General features: G+C 67.3%; 14 protein-coding genes and 4 pseudogenes. 7 read left to right on the top strand and 11 right to left on the bottom strand.

The genetic code is table 11. The annotated features are described in order from the left end of the window. Window positions 1-1,128 precede the first annotated feature (1,128 nt). Window positions 1,129-1,416, bottom strand: a pseudogene (locus tag ACWD3E_RS20345) (sulfite exporter TauE/SafE family protein); the annotation flags it as partial. Between the two features lie 638 nt (window positions 1,417-2,054). Between ACWD3E_RS20345 and ACWD3E_RS20340 the strand changes: the two are divergent. From ACWD3E_RS20340 to ACWD3E_RS20325, 4 genes are all read left to right on the top strand, one after another. Next, entirely contained in the window at window positions 2,055-3,029 is a 975-nt protein-coding gene (locus ACWD3E_RS20340; RefSeq protein WP_055492066.1) for a zinc-dependent alcohol dehydrogenase family protein, read from the top strand. 89 nt (window positions 3,030-3,118) lie between these two features. Beyond that, window positions 3,119-3,766: an NADPH-dependent F420 reductase gene (locus ACWD3E_RS20335; RefSeq protein WP_371330074.1), complete on the top strand. Its 648-nt coding sequence runs from the start codon at window positions 3,119-3,121 to the stop codon at window positions 3,764-3,766. Between the two features lie 45 nt (window positions 3,767-3,811). Continuing rightward, window positions 3,812-4,816 (top strand): zinc-binding dehydrogenase, encoded by a 1,005-nt coding sequence (locus ACWD3E_RS20330; RefSeq protein WP_055492064.1) that lies wholly within the window; start codon window positions 3,812-3,814, stop codon window positions 4,814-4,816. Between the two features lie 57 nt (window positions 4,817-4,873). Beyond that, window positions 4,874-5,200: an MmcQ/YjbR family DNA-binding protein gene (locus ACWD3E_RS20325; RefSeq protein WP_055492063.1), complete on the top strand. Its 327-nt coding sequence runs from the start codon at window positions 4,874-4,876 to the stop codon at window positions 5,198-5,200. 386 nt (window positions 5,201-5,586) lie between these two features. Here ACWD3E_RS20325 and ACWD3E_RS20320 read toward each other — a convergent pair whose 3' ends face one another. From ACWD3E_RS20320 to ACWD3E_RS20305, 4 genes are all read right to left on the bottom strand, one after another. Continuing rightward, complete coding sequence (locus ACWD3E_RS20320) at window positions 5,587-6,222, bottom strand: TetR/AcrR family transcriptional regulator (protein ID WP_055492062.1); 636 nt, start codon at window positions 6,220-6,222, stop codon at window positions 5,587-5,589. A 125-nt stretch (window positions 6,223-6,347) separates the two neighbouring features. Next, window positions 6,348-8,030 carry an FAD-dependent oxidoreductase gene (locus ACWD3E_RS20315; protein WP_451388935.1) on the bottom strand — a complete coding sequence of 561 codons (1,683 nt, stop codon included), beginning with the start codon at window positions 8,028-8,030 and terminating at the stop codon, window positions 6,348-6,350. A 212-nt stretch (window positions 8,031-8,242) separates the two neighbouring features. Continuing rightward, the gene (locus ACWD3E_RS20310) at window positions 8,243-8,992 is read right to left on the bottom strand and encodes an SDR family NAD(P)-dependent oxidoreductase (protein ID WP_055492251.1); all 750 of its coding nucleotides are present in this window, start codon (window positions 8,990-8,992) and stop codon (window positions 8,243-8,245) included. Between the two features lie 435 nt (window positions 8,993-9,427). Then, window positions 9,428-9,568: a hypothetical protein gene (locus tag ACWD3E_RS20305; protein WP_234376966.1), complete on the bottom strand. Its 141-nt coding sequence runs from the start codon at window positions 9,566-9,568 to the stop codon at window positions 9,428-9,430. A gap of 235 nt (window positions 9,569-9,803) precedes the next feature. Between ACWD3E_RS20305 and ACWD3E_RS20300 the strand changes: the two genes are divergently transcribed. Continuing rightward, on the top strand, window positions 9,804-10,034 hold the full coding sequence (locus ACWD3E_RS20300; protein ID WP_055492060.1) for a hypothetical protein: 231 nt from the start codon (window positions 9,804-9,806) through the stop codon (window positions 10,032-10,034). 468 nt (window positions 10,035-10,502) lie between these two features. Here ACWD3E_RS20300 and ACWD3E_RS20295 read toward each other — a convergent pair whose 3' ends face one another. The 4 genes and pseudogenes from ACWD3E_RS20295 to ACWD3E_RS20280 all read right to left on the bottom strand — a co-directional run. Beyond that, the gene (locus ACWD3E_RS20295; protein ID WP_451388998.1) at window positions 10,503-10,913 is read right to left on the bottom strand and encodes a hypothetical protein; all 411 of its coding nucleotides are present in this window, start codon (window positions 10,911-10,913) and stop codon (window positions 10,503-10,505) included. A gap of 93 nt (window positions 10,914-11,006) precedes the next feature. Then, window positions 11,007-11,393: pseudogene (locus ACWD3E_RS20290) on the bottom strand (DUF6083 domain-containing protein); the annotation flags it as partial. A 161-nt stretch (window positions 11,394-11,554) separates the two neighbouring features. Beyond that, window positions 11,555-11,817: pseudogene (locus ACWD3E_RS20285) on the bottom strand (helix-turn-helix transcriptional regulator). A gap of 1,267 nt (window positions 11,818-13,084) precedes the next feature. Next, window positions 13,085-13,288 (bottom strand): annotated as a pseudogene (locus tag ACWD3E_RS20280) (hypothetical protein); the annotation flags it as partial. A gap of 197 nt (window positions 13,289-13,485) precedes the next feature. On the opposite strand from ACWD3E_RS20280, the gene ACWD3E_RS20275 reads away from it, so the two are divergent. Both ACWD3E_RS20275 and ACWD3E_RS20270 read left to right on the top strand, forming a co-directional pair. After that, window positions 13,486-14,667 carry a hypothetical protein gene (locus ACWD3E_RS20275; RefSeq protein ID WP_451388934.1) on the top strand — a complete coding sequence of 394 codons (1,182 nt, stop codon included), beginning with the start codon at window positions 13,486-13,488 and terminating at the stop codon, window positions 14,665-14,667. 156 nt (window positions 14,668-14,823) lie between these two features. Then, window positions 14,824-17,196: a hypothetical protein gene (locus ACWD3E_RS20270; RefSeq protein WP_451388933.1), complete on the top strand. Its 2,373-nt coding sequence runs from the start codon at window positions 14,824-14,826 to the stop codon at window positions 17,194-17,196. Window positions 17,197-17,353: 157 nt separating this feature from the next. On the opposite strand, the gene ACWD3E_RS20265 is transcribed toward ACWD3E_RS20270, so the two are convergent. Both ACWD3E_RS20265 and ACWD3E_RS20260 read right to left on the bottom strand, forming a co-directional pair. After that, entirely contained in the window at window positions 17,354-17,674 is a 321-nt protein-coding gene (locus tag ACWD3E_RS20265) for a hypothetical protein (protein WP_451388932.1), read from the bottom strand. Beyond that, window positions 17,667-18,680, bottom strand: a complete 1,014-nt coding sequence (locus tag ACWD3E_RS20260; RefSeq protein ID WP_451388931.1) for a recombinase family protein — start codon at window positions 18,678-18,680, stop codon at window positions 17,667-17,669. Before ACWD3E_RS20260 ends, ACWD3E_RS20265 begins: the two co-directional genes overlap by 8 nt. Between the last annotated feature and the right edge of the window lie 437 nt (window positions 18,681-19,117).

The following is a 19,117-nucleotide window of genomic DNA, read 5'->3' as shown; positions in this document are numbered from 1 at the left end:
TCCATGCGTAAGCCCCGTCGTGATGTTTCCGACGGGGCTTCGCCGTATCACCGGCGCTCTCACAAGTCTGTCACCAACTACGCCGACTCCCCCGGACCGCGATGCCCTGACCTGCTACTACGCACCTGCCCTGGACTGACGTGGACGCCCATGGACGGTCTTTACAACCTGTGCCATGTGGTACCGCACACGCAGGCAACTCCCGTACTTCGACGGCCCCGAATTTCGTGTGCTGCAACTGTCGAAGTCGCTGACCTCGAACTTCTTGCGGTGGCCAGCCCGGGGTTCTTGAGTGTGAGGGGCCAATGCTCCCGCTGGAGGCAGGCCCTTGTGGAGCACTTCGACTACTGCCTGAAGGCGCAGTACGGCGTGATTGTGCCCCGTAGGTCTAGCTGGCCCCTACTTAGATAGTCGACGGCACCGTGAAGGTAGTTGACCGCCGCCCTGCAGCGGCGAGAATTTCTCTACTAATCAGTAACCGACAACAACTGTGATTGTTGTCGGTAAAGTTGGCGGCACGCCAGAACGAGCCCGGGTGTCGGACAGCTCTGAAGATTTCAGTAGCGCACGATTCATTTCAGTGAAGATTTCAGTAGCGCACGAAAGACTTCAGTGTGCTCACCCAGCGTGATTGTGGCCCATCGGGCGTGGAGACCTTTTGCTCGAGGTCTGATGGTGGCCCATGTTGTGGCCAGGTTGCAGTGGGGGAAGAGCTGTCTCCTCGTGCGTCCAGCCCGCCGAGGGTGGAAGGTTAGTACCGTCGGCGAGATGCTGCGCGGCGCTGTGGTCATGGTGAGGAACTGGTTGATTTGCGAGGCGACAGCGTTCGGGGAGAAGGCGACCGTGGTCCGCCTTACAGGGCAGCTCCGGGGGCCTAGGCAGCTTCGGGCGTGAGTAGTTGAGGTACAGGAAATCCCGGTGAGATTGGTCTTGTTGGGCTTCCCCTACTGGTCGTCTCCGCTCCGTGCCTGCGCGAGCAGGTGGGCCACGACGTCGTCGGAGCCGCCCTTGGCTTGGCGGGCCAGGTCGTCCAGCACGGTGTCGCCGTCTAGGACCTGCGCGGTGAGCCGTTCTATCAGTGCCGGGTCGGTTCTGCTGCCGGGTCGGGCGCGGTCCGGGCGGCGGGGCCTATACCAGTGCCTGAATGGCGTGCAGCGTGCCGATGCTGGTGGCGAGGGTGCCAAGGAGGAGGCGCAGGGGGGTCTCGGGCAGGCGGCGCTGGAAGCGGGCGCCGAGGAGGGAGGTGGCGAAGGTGGCGGCGAGCGCGGCCGGGGCGAGGCGGGCCATGGGCAGGCCGCAGGCGGCGAGGATCGGGCCGGGCAGGGAGCCGCCGCCGATGCCGTAGATCCCGCCGACGATGCCGACCGCGAGGGCGAGGGTGGTGAGCGTGGCCGGTGACGGTTCCGCCGCGGCGGCCAGCCGATGGCGGGTGTCCCGTGCCACTGGATCTTGACCGTTTGCCATCGGACTTTGACGGACGCGAGTTTGTGTCATCGAAGTTTGATCACCGCAGGCACTTATGTGCAGCGCCTCGTAAACGTGCAGGTCAGAGCGTTGCGATCGTCGTGCAGGCTGCTCGATATGTGGGGACGGTGGGGTCAGGAAGGCTTGACCGCCGAAGGATCTTTTCAGCCAGTTGCAAGACTGGGCAAGGTCGAGTGCCTCTCCGGTTGCAGTGTCCCTGTTCGGGTTCTTTACTAGTAGGTACAAATCTATCTAAACCGTGCGGTCCGTGAGGTGGCGTGAAGGCGGACGGGCATGGGTTGCCGCGTGTCGGTGCGCTGGGCTCTCTGCAGGTCTCCGGGTGAGCTACATCGAGGAAGAAGCGGGCATCCTGGGACAGCTTGATGGCAAGGTCGGTTTGTGACTGCTCGACCGGGATCAGTCTGGCCATAGCCCGGTTCGTCGCCGAGGGCTCCACCGTCCACCTCACGGGCCGGAGCAGAACCGAGCTGGATGCACCAGTGGAGTCTCTCGGGGACCGGGCCGTCGGTATCCGAAGCGATGTCTCGAATTTCAAGAAGCGACGGCGACAAAGCTAGGAGTCGTGTCCCATGCTCGCCATTCACCTCACGCAGTTCGGGGAGCCGGAGAAGAGCCTGAAGGTGGTGGACGTGCCCGAGCCCCCGGCTCCCACCGCCGGACAGGCGCTGGTCCAGGTCGAGTATGCCCCGCTTGACCACCATGACCTTCTCCTGGCGCAAGGTGTCTACCCCGTACGCCCTGAGCTGCCGACAGCCATCGGAAACGAGGGCGTCGGGACGGTCGTGTCTGTAGGGCCCGGCGTCATCGAGGTCCGCCCCGGCGAGAGGGTCCTGCTTCCCTTCGGCGTCTTTTCCTGGTCCGAGCGGGTCGTGGCCGAGGCAGCAGACCTGACCGTGGTGGACAAGTCCATCAGTCTTGAACAGGCAGCGATGCTCACCATCAATCCCGTCAGCGCGGGGCTCCTGGTCGGCCTGCGGGACCTCCCGGCCGGCTCCTGGGTGGTGCAGAACGCGGCCAACAGCGGGGTGGGCCGGTCGGTCATTGTGTTCGCCAAGGAACGAGGGCTGCGCACGATCAACATCGTGCGCCGCGCGGAACTCGTGAGCGAACTCCATGACCTCGGAGCCGACATCGTGGTTGTCGACTCGGCGGACGCCGGCGCGCGCGTGCGGGAAGCCATCGGATCCGATCCCGTGCTGCTCGGCCTTGACGGTGTCAGCGGTGCGGCGACCGCACTATTGCTGGACGTACTGACCGACGGCGCCCTGCTGGCGATCTACGGGTATCTGAGCGGCCGGCCGTTCACGCCCGATCCCGACGTACTGGGGACGAAGAACATCACCACGACGGAATTCTGGATGTACCAGGACGAGTTCCTTCCCCGGCTTCCGGCTCTGAACGCGGAGTCCGCGCGGCTGGTCTCCGAGGGAAGACTCGTCCTGCCCTCCGCGCCCGTCTACAAGGCGGAGGATTTTCCCGAGGCGCTCGCGTACTTCCGGGAGAACGGCAAGGTCCTGCTGGACTTCAACCCGCATCGCGCGTAGGCGCAGCCGCACCTGCCGCCGAAGCCGGGACCATCCCGGCAGGAAGCAGCCGGAGCCGATCACACAGCCGCTGCCGGGGCGCCGGCACGATCCCCGGCACACGATCAAGGAGGTGCAGCATGGCCGCACAGAGCACCATCGGCATTCTCGGCGCGGGAGAGATCGGCCGGGCCGTCGCCGACAAGGCCATCCGTCACGGGCACGAGGTACTCATCGGCAACAGCCGGGGCCCGGAGACACTCAAGGCGGTCGTGGAGCAGCTGGGACCGAAGGCCCACGCGGTGACGGCCGAGGAGGCGGCGCAGCCGGACCTCGTCTTCCTCGCGGTGCCGTTCTCCGCAGTGCCGGACCTGACCGGCCTTGCCGACTGGTCCGGGAAGATCGTCGTCGACACGACGAACCAGTTCGCCGCGGCCAACCCCTGGCGGGGCCGCTACGACGTCGGCGACCTCACGGGCAGCGAATGGGTCGCCCAGCGCCTGCCCGGCGCGCGGATCGTGAAGGCGTTCAACACCCTGTTCGCCGCGTTCATCGCCGCGGACCCCCAGCACGAGGAAGGCCGTCAGGTGGTCTTCTACGCGGGCGACGACGCCGACGCGAAGGCGGCCGTGGCCGGCTTGCTCGGCGAATTCGGATTCGCCGCCCTGGACCTCGGCGGGCTACGGGAGGGAGGCCGGCTGATGCAGTTGGACGGCCCGCTTAGCGCGAAGCACCTGCTGCTCCAGGACGCCGGCTGACGCCCCGGCCAAGCCCCATACACACCAGCGCACAGGAGGAGAATCATGAACCGTCGTGTCGTCTGGACCCGTAGCGGGGCGCCCGCCGACGTCCTGACCGTCATCGAGGAGCCCGAGCCGGAAGCACCCGTGCACGGTCAGGTCCTCATCCGTGCCACGGCCTTCCCGGTTCACCCTGGTGATCTCCTGGGCCTCGATGCCTTCCCCGCGACGGCTGCAGGGCCGGTACCGATCGGCGTGGAAGGGACCGGCTTGGTGGAGGCCATCGGCCCGGATACGCGCGTGGCTCCGGGCGTCGAGGTTGGCGGCCGTGTAACAGCCTTTCCCCTGCCGGGTGGGTGGTCACAGTGGATCCTGGCGAACGCTGAGACGGTCGTCCCCGTGCCTGATGAGCTGTCGGACGAGGTCGCCGCGCAGATGCTGACGAACCCACTGACCGCGGTGATGCTGCGCCGTGAGGCGGAGCAGCACGTGGCCTTGGGATACGACGGCTATCTGGTGCAGGCCGCCGCCGGCTCGTCGGTCGGGCGGCTGGTAACCGGCGTGATGCAGTACCACAACGTGGGCCTGGTCAACGTCGTCCGCAGTGACCGCGGTGCCGCCGAGCTGCGCAAGCGGTTCCCGGACGTCCCGGTCGTTGCCACGGAGAATCCGGGCTGGGCCGACGAGGTCCGCAAGGCAGCCGGCGGCCGCCCGCTCAGTGTGGCCTTCGACCCTGTCGGCGGAAAGCTGACGGAAAGCCTTCTGGACCTGTTGGCGCCGGGCGGCAGACTGATTATTTACGGGGAACTCGCCGACGAGCCGATCTCGGTGCATGCGTCGACACTGCTGCACCGCGCGCTGACAGTGCGGGGCGCGACCCTCGGCCGGTGGCTGTTGGAGGCATCCGCCGAGAGGCGGGCATCGGACGCGGTCGCCGCGACACTGATCGCGCTGGCGTTCCAAAACCAGTTCGACGTGGCCGCTACGTACGACCTCGGCGAGCTGGCCACCGCCGTGAAGCACGCGGTGCAGCCCGGCAAGGTCGGCACCGTCCTCATCCGCCCTTAGTAGCCCCTGCTACCAAGGGCGGAGTCCTGCAACTTCCGTTATGGAAGCGAGGTAGCCATGAACGTGGACGACGTCCGGGAGCTGGCGCTCTCTTTCGCCGGAGTCAGCGAGTCGCGTCCGTTCGCCCCGGACCGCGTGGTGTTCAAGACAGTGGCGAACAACAAGGTGTTTGCCATCCTCAGTGGCCATGAGTTCCCGGACGACCAGGTGACAGTCAAGGCCGATCCGGAGCGGGTCACCGCGTTGCAGCACCGCTTCGAGGCAGTGCACCCGGCGTACAAGCTGAACAAGCGGTACTGGGTCAACATTTCGTTGGCCGGCGATGTCCCGGACGAACTGATTCGGGAGCTGATAGAGGACAGCCACGATCTGGTCGCACCATGAGCCCCCGGGCGACCAGGTGCACAAATCGCCGGCGCTGCGCGGCAGGAGCATCGGCCGCTGGATGTCAGACACCTCCCTCGGCAGGCAGACATCCGACGTCGCCGCCGCGAAGATGATCGCGATGGCGGCCAAGGACCGGTTTGCCTGGCTGCCACCTACGGTCTCGGCGACCTGGCAGAGGCCGTGCAACACACGCGACGGCCCGGCAAGGTCGGCATCGTCCTCATCCATCCCTGGTAGGCGCCCCTGTGCTGCTGATCGTCCTGTTCGTAGGCGGCTTGCGCGCCAATGGCCAGGCGACGCCCGTGACGTCTGGCGGGGCAAGACCTCCTGGGCATGCGGCCCATGGCACCGAAAACCCAAGGGCCGTCCAGAACAGGACCGGGTCACGGCGCCGAACGGTCCTCCAGCCGGTCCGGCGCCGGCTCGTTCGTGGACACGCGGGGAAGAAGGGCCAGTGCCTGCTCGGCAGCGCCGGTGACAACCTCCGCTGCGGCTCCCGCCCTGCCCAGGGCCTCCAGTCCCCGCAGCACAGCAAGGAGAAGGCTTGCGAGACCGTCCGTGTCCGCCTCGGCATCCAGCGAGCCCTCCTCCTGGGCCCGGGCAAGGCAGTCCGACAGCTCGCTGTGCATTCCGCGGACAGTCGCAGCAATCCGCTCGGCGACGGTCTTGTCGACCGCGGCGAGTTCCGTGGCGCTCCTGGCCATCATGCAGCCGCGCCGCTCCACGTCCCTGCTGATCGCTTCGGCGATGTCGCGCACAAAGCGCTCCAGTTGCGGGAGGGCCGGTCCCGGGCCGCGCAGAGCAGAACGCCAGGCTCTGATCGCGTCACTGTTGTAGCTGTCTAGAGCCTGCAGGAACAAGGCGTGTTTGTCTCCGAATGCCCCGTACAGGCTTCCGCGTCCCAAGCCCGTGACGGCGCTCAGATCGTCGATGGAGGTGCGGTCGTAACCGTGGGACCAGAACTGGTCGCGAGCAGCCCGCACAACCTCCTCGTCGTCAAACTGCCGAGGCCGGGCCATGAGAAAACTGTACGCCGCGTAAGGGGCATTACGGGGCGAAGACAGGACAGTACGAGCCTGTTTCGAGGCTTGCGAACATCGGCTCGCCCCAACGGCCAAGCTTGTACTGCCTGCCCCGCTCACCCTCAGAAGGGGACCCCGGGAACCCCTATGACCTGATGAACGGAAGAAACGGCAGAGGCCCCTTCGCCGACTGCGGCGGCGACACGCTTGATTGACCCATGTCGTACGTCGCCAGCGGCAAAGACACGGGGAATGCTCGTTTCAAAGGGGAGTGGGGAACGTTGCAGTTCCTGCCAGGGCGGCCCCAGACTTTTTTCATCAATGTGCACATCGGTATATACGAATCCGTCCTTGTCGGCTGCGCAGGCTGCATTTAGCCAATCAGTTGCCGGTGTTGCACCTATGAAGCAGAAAAGCCCGCCGCATCCCAGCAGAGATTCGACGCCAGTAGCGGAATTTCTGATCCTGATGGCCTCCAGAGAGTCTTCCCCTTCGAGTGCTGTCACTTCGCTTGACGTATGCACGGTAACCCGCGGATCCGCGAGGATACGGCGAACAAGATAAGAAGACATGCGGGCCCTGATGTTGTCGCGGCGCAGGATGATGTTGACTGCAATTGATTTACCGGCCAGGAACAGAGCTGCTTGCCCTGCAGAGTTCGCCCCTCCCAGCACAGCCACCGACCTGCCTGCGCACGAACGGACTTCCAGCTCAGTGGCAGCGTAATAGATTCCTGCCCCTTCGAAGTGTTTCCAGCGGGCGATCGGAAGGGACCGGTAGCGGGCACCGGTAGCGATAATAGCGGCGCGCGCAAGAATATCCGTGCCGTCGGACAGGGAAATCTGAATCCGGTCGGCAAGGGGCTGGAGGCTTACGGCACACGAAGGCGAGTAGAGGCGAGATCCGAATTTCAGCGCTTGTATGGCGGCGAGGCGGGTCAGTTCGGCGCCACTGATTCCGTTAGGGAACCCCAAGTAGTTCTCGATGCGGGAACTAGCTGCTGCCTGACCTCCAGGGCCCACGGCATCAAGCAGGACAGTCCCGAGTCCCTCTGATGATCCATACACCGCGGCACCCAGTCCGGCAGGGCCACCCCCGATGACAGCGAGGTCTATCTCTTCGTCCTTGATTCCTTCATGTGACAGTCCGAGATTCATCGCGAGGCTTCCGGGTGTGGCGTTGCGTAGCGAGCGCCCCGGAAGGAGAACAGCAGGCAAATCACCTGCGGTGAGCGAAGCGAGCCCCATCAGCAGCAACCCGTCCGGCGTTGCATCGTCCATCCAGCGATACGGAAGTGCCATGTGTTCAAGGTACGAGCGCAGCGCCAGGCACTCGGCAGAGGAAGCGCTTCCGATGACCTCAATGGTGTGCGAGGCGGACTCCATCAAAATTTCACGTCGAGCCCTGAAAGCGGTGAGCAGGATGTCGGATAGTGCGGTCTCGGTTTCCATCAGCAAGCGAAACCGGTCGGGTGGGATTCGATAGATGCGGCCATCCGTGGCAGCGCGGGCAGGGAGATACACGAACTGTCCCGTGAGAATGCTGAGTTCACCGATAAATTCTCCCGGTCCGAAGGTGACAATCACCTCCTCGGAATAACCCGGCCCTGCCTCTCTGATGATTTCAAGCTGGCCTTCTTCGATGACCACCAGGTCATACTTGTCATCTCCCAGACGGAATACAAACTGCCCTGCGGAGATGTTCTGCGGAACTCCGAACTCAAAAAGTCGGGCCAGCTGGTCTCCCGCAAGATGCGGATAGGCTCTATCGCCCCAGATTCGGCGGCCCGGTTGTCGCGAGGGCATGACCTGCTCCCCTAGATCGAGGCATTACACCAGCAGCCGGTCCCGCACTGCACTGACATGGGTTGGCCCTTCCCGGCTCCGAGTTCTTCGACGCCTGAGGCAAGAATCAGCACTTCAAGGACGGGGCGCAGTTCCCCAGGCCTCCGCCGGCAGCCGGGCCAATCCGTCTTCGGGCCTCTCTTCGCGGCGATGCCAGCACATGGCGGCCGTATTCAGACCTGGACAAGGCCGCCGTCAACGAAGAGCTCGGCTCCCGTGGTGAAGGAGCTCTGGTCAGAGGCGAGAAAGACGGCCGTGGCGGCGACTTCGTCGGGGCGTCCTATCCTGCCGAGGGGAATCTCGTCGGCGAGACGGTCTGCCAGTTGCCGTTCGCCCTTTGCCGGGCTGCCCAGACCGCGGATGCCAGGGGTCTCTATCGGTCCCGGGCTGAGGGCATTGACACGGATGCCGCGCCCCGCGAGTTCGGCGGCCCAGGTGCGGGCCAGGTTGCGGATAGCTGCCTTGGTGGCGCTGTAGACCGTCATGGCCTGGACGCCCATCGAGGCGTTGGTGGACGAGAGCACGATGACCGAGGCGCCGTCCGGCAGCAACGGGAGTGCCTTTTGGACCGTGAAGATCGTCCCCTTGACATTGATGTCGAAGGTCGAACGGTACTGCTCCTCGGTGATCTCCTCCAGCCGCGCCAGCTCGCCGCCGCCGGCGTTGGCGACGACAACGTCCAGCCGTCCGCTGCCGCCCTGGATGATCGCGAACAGCTCATCCAGCGCATCGAGATCCGAGACATCACTTTGTATGCCGATGGCCCGTTCCCCGAGGGTTTCCACAGCCGCGTCAAGTTCGGGTTTGCGCCGGCCTGTGAGGTACACGGTGGCGCCCTCGGCGACGAACCCACGTGCTATGGCCAGACCGATCCCGGTCGAGCCGCCAGTCACCAGGCTGATCTTGCCATCAAGCTGTCCCATGATGTCCACATCTCCCTTGCGGCAACCCGACCAGAGACCGACTGAAGGCCCAGCGCACCGGCACGCGGCAACTACGCCCCACCCGACGGCGGAGCCCTCCGCGGCCTAGCTCACGGACCGCATGGTTTAGATCGATTTGTACCTATTAGTAAAGAAGCTCTGAGTGGCGCGCTGCAACCGGAGGGGGACGCGCCTGCGGACTGTCGAATCCTGGATCAGCCAACGGGAGGGCTCTGGCAGCGATTCAAGCTGAGCGGTACCCGGGCCCGGGGAAGTCCACAAGGTCCGCGAGTTCGATCACCGAGTTCTTGTCCGATCGCGGCGGTCTCGGCGCTGCCGAGACCGCCGAACTGGTCGCTCGGCCTCTCGAATGTGACAGGCGAGAGTTCCCATGCCCACCCCTCCAAGACGAAGTGCGCACATCGCGGTCGGGGTCTATGGCCGTGATCGCTGCCGGGCGGCGAGGTAGGGCGCCCAGCTGTTCCCGGCGAGCTGGGACCAGCGGTGGGCGGTCGCGGGGCTGATGCCGAAGAGGTCGGCGACGACGATGGGCGGCAGGTCGGTGATGGCCTCCATCAGCACGGTGTTGCGTGCAGCGCGTAGGGGAAGCCCGTGGTGCCTCATCTGGTCTGCCAGACCGGCGGGGTTGCGGGGACGGCCGGGCACGGCGCCCGGCAGGAGGAGGTGTCGGCGGCTCGGCGGGGCCAGAGGATCGTGAAGTTGAGCGATCTGCTTATCCACAGGCCGGCGTGTGACCGGCTGCAGGCCCGTACGGTGTGGGCTTCGCTGATCACGAGCACGGGGGTGCGTTGTGCCGTACGAGGTTGACCTGGCCATCCGGGCGGAGGATGCGCTGGAGGACCTGCCGCCGCAGGGACGCCAAGAGGTCATGGAGACGATTGCCGCGGCGCTGGTGCGGCCCCGCGCGTGGCCGGAGCCCGGCGGGTGGCATGCGGCGGTGGTGTTCGGGCCCCGCTCGTGGGTGTCGTTCACCGCGTTCCTCGGTGGCATCGAGGTGATCGACGTGGGCTGGGCGGGTTGACGCAGTCCGGCGTGCTCGCAAGGAGCGCGGCCGCGCAGGCCAGCACGTCCTGCGGAGTGTGCTGGGCGAGCAGGCCTTGCAACTGCGACTCAAGACGGTGACGCCTCTCGCGTCGCTCGCGCGCGAGACCGGTCGTGATCCGCTCGCCGAGTACGTCCCGAGGGCGCCGACCGCTGGCGGCCGCCTCCCGGCGGATCAGAGCATGGAGGTCCTGGGGGAGGCCGACATTGAGCAGCACGCGGCCATCGCGATCGGGGTAGTACGTGGTCAACACGTCGATCGGCAGAACATCGTCCAGCCTGCGCCGCAGCCGGTGCAGCGCACGGCCCGGACTCGTGCCGCTGTGCACCGTCATCAGCCGGGTGCGGTCGGCGTTCGCCGCGAAAGGCATCCTGCGACGGGCCCGGTCGAGCTCCCGGGCAGTAGCGGGTCTGGTCAAGGAGATCTCGACGGCATACTGGTGCATCGTCACGAGTGGGCCTGCCGAGGTGCGGGACTGCCGGGACCGGGACGGCGCCGGTGTGCGGGCAGGCGGGTGTGGATGTGTTCGTGGTGACGGAGCGGGTCGAAGAGCTCCCAGTCCGCCACAGCGAGATCACCAGCCGTAGGGGTGGCGTCATGCTGAAGACACCGCTGACGGCGCCAGCGCAACTGCTCCTGATACGGCAGCGCAGACAGGCTGTAGACAGCCATGACGTCCGACGGTAGCGCCAGTTGACCGCGCTGCGCGCTCACGGGCACCAAACTCCACATGCCACGCAGAGCGCCAGAACCGAGTACCTTGTCGCGGCAGCGCACGCGGCGCCGGGTCTGGGTGACGCACTGGATTTCCTCGATGGGACAGGACGCCAGGTAGCGCAGGTACAGCAGCTGCACCACGGGCCTTGCCGGGCGGCATACCTCCTCACCCGGTCGCGGGCCATTCTGCGGCGGGGCCGCAGACGGGGCGAAGACCCCAGCATCCAGCAGCCTGCGCGTGCGCAGCGCAAGAGAACGCCGCAGCCCGGATAGCTGCGGTGCCTCCAGCGGTGCCGGACGCGCGGGACACAGCACGGCGTGCGGCAGGCGGCACCAGCTGCTCCCGTCGCCAGAGGGATGAGCGACACCGGAGCTGACGTGCCAGCGGCAGGACTCCGGCACCCGGCTGGCAGGCATCTCCTGCGGATGCATCCGCACCCGGCGCTCGTCACTGCGCACGTACCACTCGACCGCATTGCCGCACTCGCGGCAAGACGCGGTCTGGCCACAGCGCAGCAGCCGGCTGACACCCTCCGGGTCGACCCGCAAGGACCTGCGGGGTGGGGCGCTCACGCGGCTGCCGTCCCAGCGCCGCGCAGAAGGATGAGGCGAAGAGCACATGCGGGCGAAGCTGCCAGCCAACACGCCGCGCCGACAGCACCCGGCCCGCCGGATCCCCCGGGCAGACCAAAACAAGGCGACAGCAGTACGAACGGCTGATCGCGCGTTCGATGCACCACTGCCGGTTCGGGTGATTCGCGGCATCCCACGCCGCCCCCTGATCAGCCGTCGCTACCCCGGGGCGGCTCGTGTCCGCGACAGAGGGTGGCGAAGAGCTCGTCGAACGGCGTCTCAAAGGCATGGGCGAGGGCATGCCACGTCTTGAGCGTGCCGACGGTGCGCCCCTGCTCGATCTCGATCACAGCGGCCTGGCCAGGCCGCTGCGGGCCGCGAGCTCGTCGTAGCTCCACCCGCGGGCGGCCCGCAGTCGCGCCAGCTCCAGCCGTAGCGCGTCGAGGTCCGGATCGGGCGGCAAGATCGTCACCCGACCATCCGACGGGGCAGACCCCTGCCCTGTCAGTGCAGACCTCTGCCCTATTTCTCCCGGCTGCCCCGGCGGCGAGAGGGCAGAGCTCTGCACTACGGTGACGGCCGCCCGCCACAAGACAGGAGGGATCGGTGCCGGATCGGGAAGGATGGCCGCTTGTTCATGCCACTGCGCACCGTGCGTCCTGCAGCGCCGCGCGCCTGGACGGTGGAGCTGCGGTCCCAGTCCGGCCGACTGGTCATGACATGCCAGCAGTGCCCCCTGGCCAGCCGGCCGGTCACCGCGGCCTCCGCCCGTTCGGCGGTGCTGGCCCACCTCGCCCGGCACGCTCGCGGTGATCTGCGAGCACCTCATCTGCGGACATGCCACTGCCATGAACGCGGTTGCCGCTGGCACCGCCGCCACCGCGGGTGCGACGGTCCCATTCGCCTGCTCCTGGCCTGTGAACGTGGTGGTCGGGTATGGCGCCTCGTCGACGCCTGCGGCGCGTGCGCCGCAGCAACCGACCAGGCCGCTGTCGTCCCCGACACCGCCATTGTCGGCTCCCTCCACCCGACTTCCACGCGGCCGCGGCGCCCACGGCTCATGAGAGGGCCGGGCGAGCACGTGCGTGTGGGCGAGATCCTCAGCTACCTCGCCGTGGCCCTACCTTCGGAGGTGTCCGCCGAAGCAAGGCTCCTCGCCCTGCAGTGCGCGCTGCGCATGAACGCACAGATGAGGGTCGCCCTCCCTGCAGGCGTGCTGCACAGCCTTCGCGTCGGCGCAGCACAAGCCTGTCGCGAGTTGGAGCAGGCGCGGTGGCTGCGTCTCGATGACCCGCCCGGAACGGCCGGAACTGCCGCGCAACTACTTGATGCCGCACTGCTCGCCCAGCCACCCGCCCGTCCTGACCGAAGACGCGCCGCCGACTGGGCGCTGCGCACTGGGTGCCCGGCACGGATCGGGGTGGCAGAGCCACAGATGCAGCTCCTCGGTACCTCCCTCATCGCCCACACCGATCCGTCTTCAAGAGAAGGGCTGCGCGAAAGCGACCGGGTCCTACGTGACTGCGGTATGCCCGAACACGAACTCGCCCGCGTTCTGAACCGTTTGGCGGACAGCGGCGTTCTGGAGAGGTGGCAGATCTGCCCGCGCTCAGGCGACGTCCATTGGACTCTCACACGGAGGCGCTGAACTTGCGCTCGAGCCAGGTGCAGCTCCGGGCCGGATACAGGAAGGTGCTGGCGGTCAGGGCTCTTCGGCCGCACGCGATGTCCGCGCGTGGTAAGTGGGTCAACGCGGCCAGCCGCTCGACGAATACGGCGCGCTTGTCCTTGTGGAAGGTGCGGGAGGTGAGGGTGAGGCGATCGAGTTGGCGGTGGGCTGCCTCGATCAGCGCGGGGTGGCGGTGGCCGAAGCAGAGGGCTGAATCGCGGTTCGGGACCGGTTCCTTGGCGCGGAACAGGTCTGCGGGCGACGGAACGTCGATGCCCAACAGGCAGATCGTGGAGGGGAGATACTGCCGGCCCGCATGTGCCGCCAGGTGAAATTGTGCGGCGCCCGCGATGCTCTGCTGGAAACATGGTGGCCCGTGGGCACGACGCTGGTCAGTTCGACCAGGCGTCACCGTCTCGCCTGCCACGCGCGTCACACACATCGCGCGGCGCGCAGAACCAGGAGACGCCGATGACAGAGGCTGCCGACTCGCCGAACCTCCACATGGCCCCACCGTCGGTCTATCTCGATCCGTGGGTGTGGATCCGGCTGGCCTGCGCGGCGAACGGAGCGCAGCGCGACGCATACGACACCGCCGTGCTCGCCGCCGTCAGGGACGCTTCCGCGGCAGGTGTCGTGTTCCCGCTCTCGGCCACCCACTACACGGAGATCGGGAAGATCACCGACCCGCGCCAGCGGGCGGACGTGGCCCGGATCATGGCATCGGTCTCCCACTGCCGCACCATGCGTTCACGCCGTGTCCTGCTCCGGCACCAGATGCTGCACGCCATGCATGTGAGCTTCGGCCGACCGGCGTTCCGGCCCAGCCCACCGCGAGTGCTCGGCATCGGGGCAGCATGGGCGCTCGTGGGCGAGCGCGCCCCGCTGGTCCTGCGTGGTCCCTCCGGCGACGTCGACATGGACACGGTCCCGGAGCTCCGCGACTTGCTGCGCAAGGCCAACCAGTACGCCGAGTTCCAGCTGCTCGTGGGGCCCAGGGACGAGGAGATCGAGGGCCTGCGGCGGCTCGGGTACCGGCCCGAAGCTGTACGGGACGCTGCCCGGAGCAGGCTCGAATGGGAGCAGACGTATGCCGGGATGCTCGCAGACGATCCGATCAGTCGGCACGAACTGCGCGTACGGGTCCAGGCACGCGAAATCCTGCACGAGCACTACGAACTGCTCCGGGAGCTACTGGCCGAGTACCGCATCGACCTTCACCGGGAGATCGGACTCGACACGGCTCACCCGAGGTCGGGCCGGCCGCGCATGACCGCGTTCACGGACCGGATGCCGTCGGTGCGCATTGCCGTGGACCTGAAAGCCGAGCTGTTCAGCAACCAGACCAAGGCCTGGACGGTGAACGCCCTGTACGACATCGATGCGTTGGGCATCGCGGTGCCGTACTGCCACGTCGTTGTGCCGGACCGAGAGATGGCGAATCTGCTGTCACGGTCCAAGGCCGGTCCGCGTAACGGCACTCGCGTCGTCACGCGACTGCGGGACCTGCCGGGCGAGCTGGCCGACCTCCAGGCTCGGATCCGTACCGCCGACGGTGGCCGATCGGAAACCGACTGGATCGCTCCTGACGAAGACTTCTGCACCGACATGGAGGATCTGCGCGCGCTCGCACCGCGCCGCCCTGCCGCGTGATCGGGTGAAGGCGCCGACTGAGCTCAGCAGCCCCCGTGCCATGACCGCTGATACGTTGAAATGGCGCATTTCCGGGGCGCGGGAGTGTGGAGACGCCACGTCACACAACGGATCTGCGTCGGTCCGACGTGGTCACGGGCAGCACATGGGGCGGGGATGGCTGAAGTGAACGCGTTGGGCTATCGGCTGGTGCAGCGCAATGTGCGGCCCCCGCGTGCCCTGACTCTGCTGTGTTCGGGCGGGGACTGGCGGGCGGATGTACTGCGGATGGTGGAGTGCTATGCGCGCACGTGGGGTGGTGACGGCCACGGTCTGATCGCTTGCTCGCCCGAGTGGGAGGTCGCGGAGCCGTTCTGGAGGCTCGCGGAGGCTTTCGACGCGGATCACTGGGCGGTGTTCGCCCGGACAGGGCGGGGCCTGCAGATGTCGGACCCTCAGGCGTACGAGGCGCAGCTCGCCTCGATCGTGGAAGGGTGGGCCCGGGAGAACGACGTTGACGAAGCCCAGGCCCGGCGGATGCTAGAGCCTCAGCTCCTGTCGTCCGGGGGCGCGGGGAGGGTGGCGCCGCAGGAGCTGGGGGACCGTATCCGGCGGCGCATGGCTCCGCTGGCGTCGGCACAGGTCGCGGTAACAGCGGAGTTCCGGGCGGACGAGGCGCCGCCGCACCGGCTGGTGGACATGTGCGGGTTGACGTTTCAGCCCGAGCGCATCACCGGCCTCGACGTGGACGGGCTGCCGCCTGCGGTGCAGCTGCTCGTTGCCGCGCGCGCCGGCCTGGTGGCGCCGGGGCATCTGGCGCGGCTGCGAGAGCGCGGCGAGGTGGACCACGCCACCGTGCCGGTGGACCGGGAGGACCTGGTCCAGGTGCTGCGGTACGCGTGGACGGGCCGGCCTGAGACCGGCGTCGGTTTCACCGAGCAGGAGTTCCTGGACGATATGCCGCTGGCGCAGTCCCGGCTGGGCTGCTCCTGGTTCACCACGTTCGACGCGGACGCGGACAGCGAGCCGTTGGTGGTGATCTGCGGGGACGGCGCCGAGGACTTCTGCTACGCCTACACCCGCCAGCGTGTGGTGGGGGATGCGCACTGGCTGCCGGTCGGCCCGGACACCGCAGATCTCAGCCTGGAGCTGTATACCGAGTTGATGCGGCTCCTGTACGACCTTGCGGTGCCGCCGGTCTCCGCCCGTCCGGTCCTGCTGTCATCACTCACTCTCGATGAGGACCAGCTGCACGAAGTCCGTGACCGGCTGCTGGCCACGCCGTGGGGGCGGATGGCCGCCTCCGGCTCCCCTGGCCGTTTGGACGTGCGTGTCTGTGCCCCGTCGGATCTGCCGGTGCGCCGCCGCCTCCACCTTCTCGACAAGGCGCACGTCGGCGACACCTTGCACGAGCCGTTCCTCGGGACCGACCAGGCACGGAACGTCGAGATCCCGCTGCCCAGCGAGGCGGTCGGGGTCCAGCCGGACTCCTGCCGGTGGCAGGTGGACGTCCTGGACCCCAAAGCCGTCCTTCCCGCCCGGTGGGCCCTGAACGACGTGATCACCGCCGACGGCACCTCGTGGGGAGTCCGCTCCAGCACATCCGGTATCAGCATCGACTCCCACGGCCGGATCTTCACCGTCACCGGGACGTCCCTGGCCCAACTTCTGGTCCAGGTACGGCTGCGGGTTCCGACAGCCCGCCAGGTGTTCAGCACCCTCCTGGCGGGGGCGGGCGTCACCCTGGAGGAGTCCGACAAGGGCCGTTACACCCGGCGCATGATCGAACTGTGGGGAGACTTCGCGGCCCTGGCCGCCGATCTCAAGGAGGGTCCTGCCGCGAACCTGCTGTCCGGGTGGATCGCCGCCGGGAAAGAGCCCGGGCGTGTCTACCAGGACCGCAAGTACCTCACGCTCGCCGACGTCCGCACGATCACCGGCGGGAGCGAGGAAAGTGCCCGGCAGCTGCTGGATGGCTACCTGCAGCGGTCCATCGCGACGCGGGGCCTGCTGTTGACCTGCGGGCAGTGTGTCGGCACCGGCTTCTACCGGCTGGAGGACATCGGATCGCATTTCCGCTGCCAGCGCTGCCGGCAGCACAACCCGATCGTCCGGTCGGCCTGGAAGGGGCAGGAATTGGAGCCGCAGTGGTACTACGGCCTCGACGAGGTCGCCTACCAGGGCCTGCGCTCGAACATTCATGTGCCGATCCTCGCTCTCGCGGCGCTCGCGGAGCCGGCGCACTCCTTCCAGCACATGCCCGAGGCGGTCGTCCGCCGGGACGGCTACCCGGACCTGGAGGTCGACCTCTGGGCCATCGTCGACGGCCGGATCGTCATCGGCGAGGCCAAGATCAGCGATCGTCTCGAGTCGACGAAACGCGAGGAAGCGCGGCGTTGCGCCGCCCTCAAGGGCCTGATCGACGATCTCAGCGCGGACGAGTTCGTCATGGCCACTACCGGCCCCGCGTGGGACCGGCGGACCGAGACCCTGGTGAACGAGAAGGTTGCGCCGGCAGCCAAGGTCACCTGGCTCACCAACCTGCGCTGATACCCAGCGCCGCTGCAGCACCATGTCGCGCTCCGCGCCCCCGGGGCGCCGCGCTCCAGCCGGCCTCGGGGAACATCGGTACAGCCGTTGGCGCTGAGAATGATCATGGTCCTTCTGTGACCGGGCTTGGGTGCCCGACGTCGGGTGGGCCACCGGATCACGACGTCGTCAGTCCCCTTCTGTCGGTGCCGTATCGCTGACGAGCCGGAGGGTGGGGCGCTTGGGGGCGAACTCGCCAGTTCGCGGCGAGCTGGAGCAGGCGTTCGCTGTCGTGGCAATGGCCGGGCGGCGGGGTGTTCGGGACGGTCGGCCAGAGGATGGGGGCGGCGAAGTGGACGCCGTGCGTGGCGGCGGTCGCGTGGGCGTCGACGCTGCCGCCTTCCAGGCGCCGCAGCATGTCGAGCCGCGCGGCGGCACGCAGGAGTTCGTTGTACACCTTCGTGTACTCCTGTGCGCGTACGGCTTGGAGGTCATCCACGGGAGTGTCCGGCGTTCGGGTGGGGCTGGGCCTGGAGCCGTTCGCGCAGGTCGATCTCCTCGGCGGTCATCGGGTCCTCAGGCCGGCGGATACGGACAGGCTTCGGCCTGAGCGGCAGGCCGTCGTCCGCCGCGGCAGCCTCGGCTTCCGCGAGTGCTCGGTAGAGCGAGGCGACCGACGGGGACTTGCCCGCGTTCTTCCCGACCTTGATGGTCAGCTTCTTCGCGATCTCGGGGACGGGGACGCCCTTGTCCTTGAGCGCGACGGCGAAGGTGAGCATGTCGTCGTCGATGACCTTCGGGCGGCCGCCGTGGTTTCCCTTGGACGCGGCGATGGCCTGGCCTTCGAGGGTCTTCTCCCGGATGTAGTTGCGGTCGAGTTGGGCGCCGACGGCGAGGACGGCGAAGAACATGGCGCCCATGCCGTGGGGGTCGTAGATGCCGGTGAGCGGGCCGGTGAGGAGTTCGAGCTGGATGCCGCCGGCCTGAAGCTCGGCGGACAGCGTCATCAGCTCCGCCGCGTTCCTGGCGAGGCGCTTGAGCTCGTGCACCGTGAGGATGACGGGCGTCTCGGGGGCGGCCTCCTTGAACTGGTGGGCCAGCGCGAGGGCCTTCTCCAGCTCGGGCCGAACCTTGATGCGGGTGCTGATCTGCTCCTTGAAGACCTTGTGGCACTCCGCCCGGTGGAGGGCTTCGAGCTGGCTCGCCAGTTCCTGCCGTGCGGTCGAGGTCCTGGCATACCCGATGCGGACCGGACGCTCGGTGCGGGGCGCGGGCACGACGGCGAGCGCCGAGCCCTGCTTCCACGCGCGGCCGGGATGCCGGTCGGCGGGGACGCGGACTTCGAGTTCCTCGCGGAGCGCGGGGTCGAGGACGAAGCGGGGGGTGTGGTACTTCGCTGCGGTCTTCCCGCCGCGGGTGCGGCAGACGCTGCCGGCGGGCACGTCACAGTTCGGACAGTCATGACGTTCTACCGCCGATGCTGCCTGATTGGGCGTCAAATCCATGGCGGCAGTCTCTCAGAACCCCGTCGCACAACATGCAGGTTTCGAGAGGACTTTTGCGAACGGCGACCTGCGGAAACGTGATCGGCTTCGGGGCTCTCGCGGAACTCTCACAGATGGTCGTTTGTGAGAGACCCGAACCGGAACTGGCGCTACCGCTAACCATGGTTCCGTGTCACTCCCGAGGCCGGAACAGACCGGCGGCCGCGGAATCTCGGTCGTGTACCGCTACTCTCAAGATCTCGACGCCGCGCTCATCCTGTGGTTGATCGCCGGACCGTAGACGACCAGCCCGACGAAACCCACGAGCCCGCCACCACAGTGGCGGGCTCGTGGGTTTTCGACGTCTTATGGTCCGCTCGACCAACTGAGGGAACGGCGGGAATCGACCCGGGACGCCCTCCGGTCTGCAGTGGCTGGAGACGTGATGATCACGGCAC

The organism is Streptomyces sp. NPDC002676 (assembly GCF_053592455.1).
The sequence above is the reverse complement of the archived record's forward strand: the minus strand, read 5'-3'. Positions and strand labels throughout refer to the sequence as shown.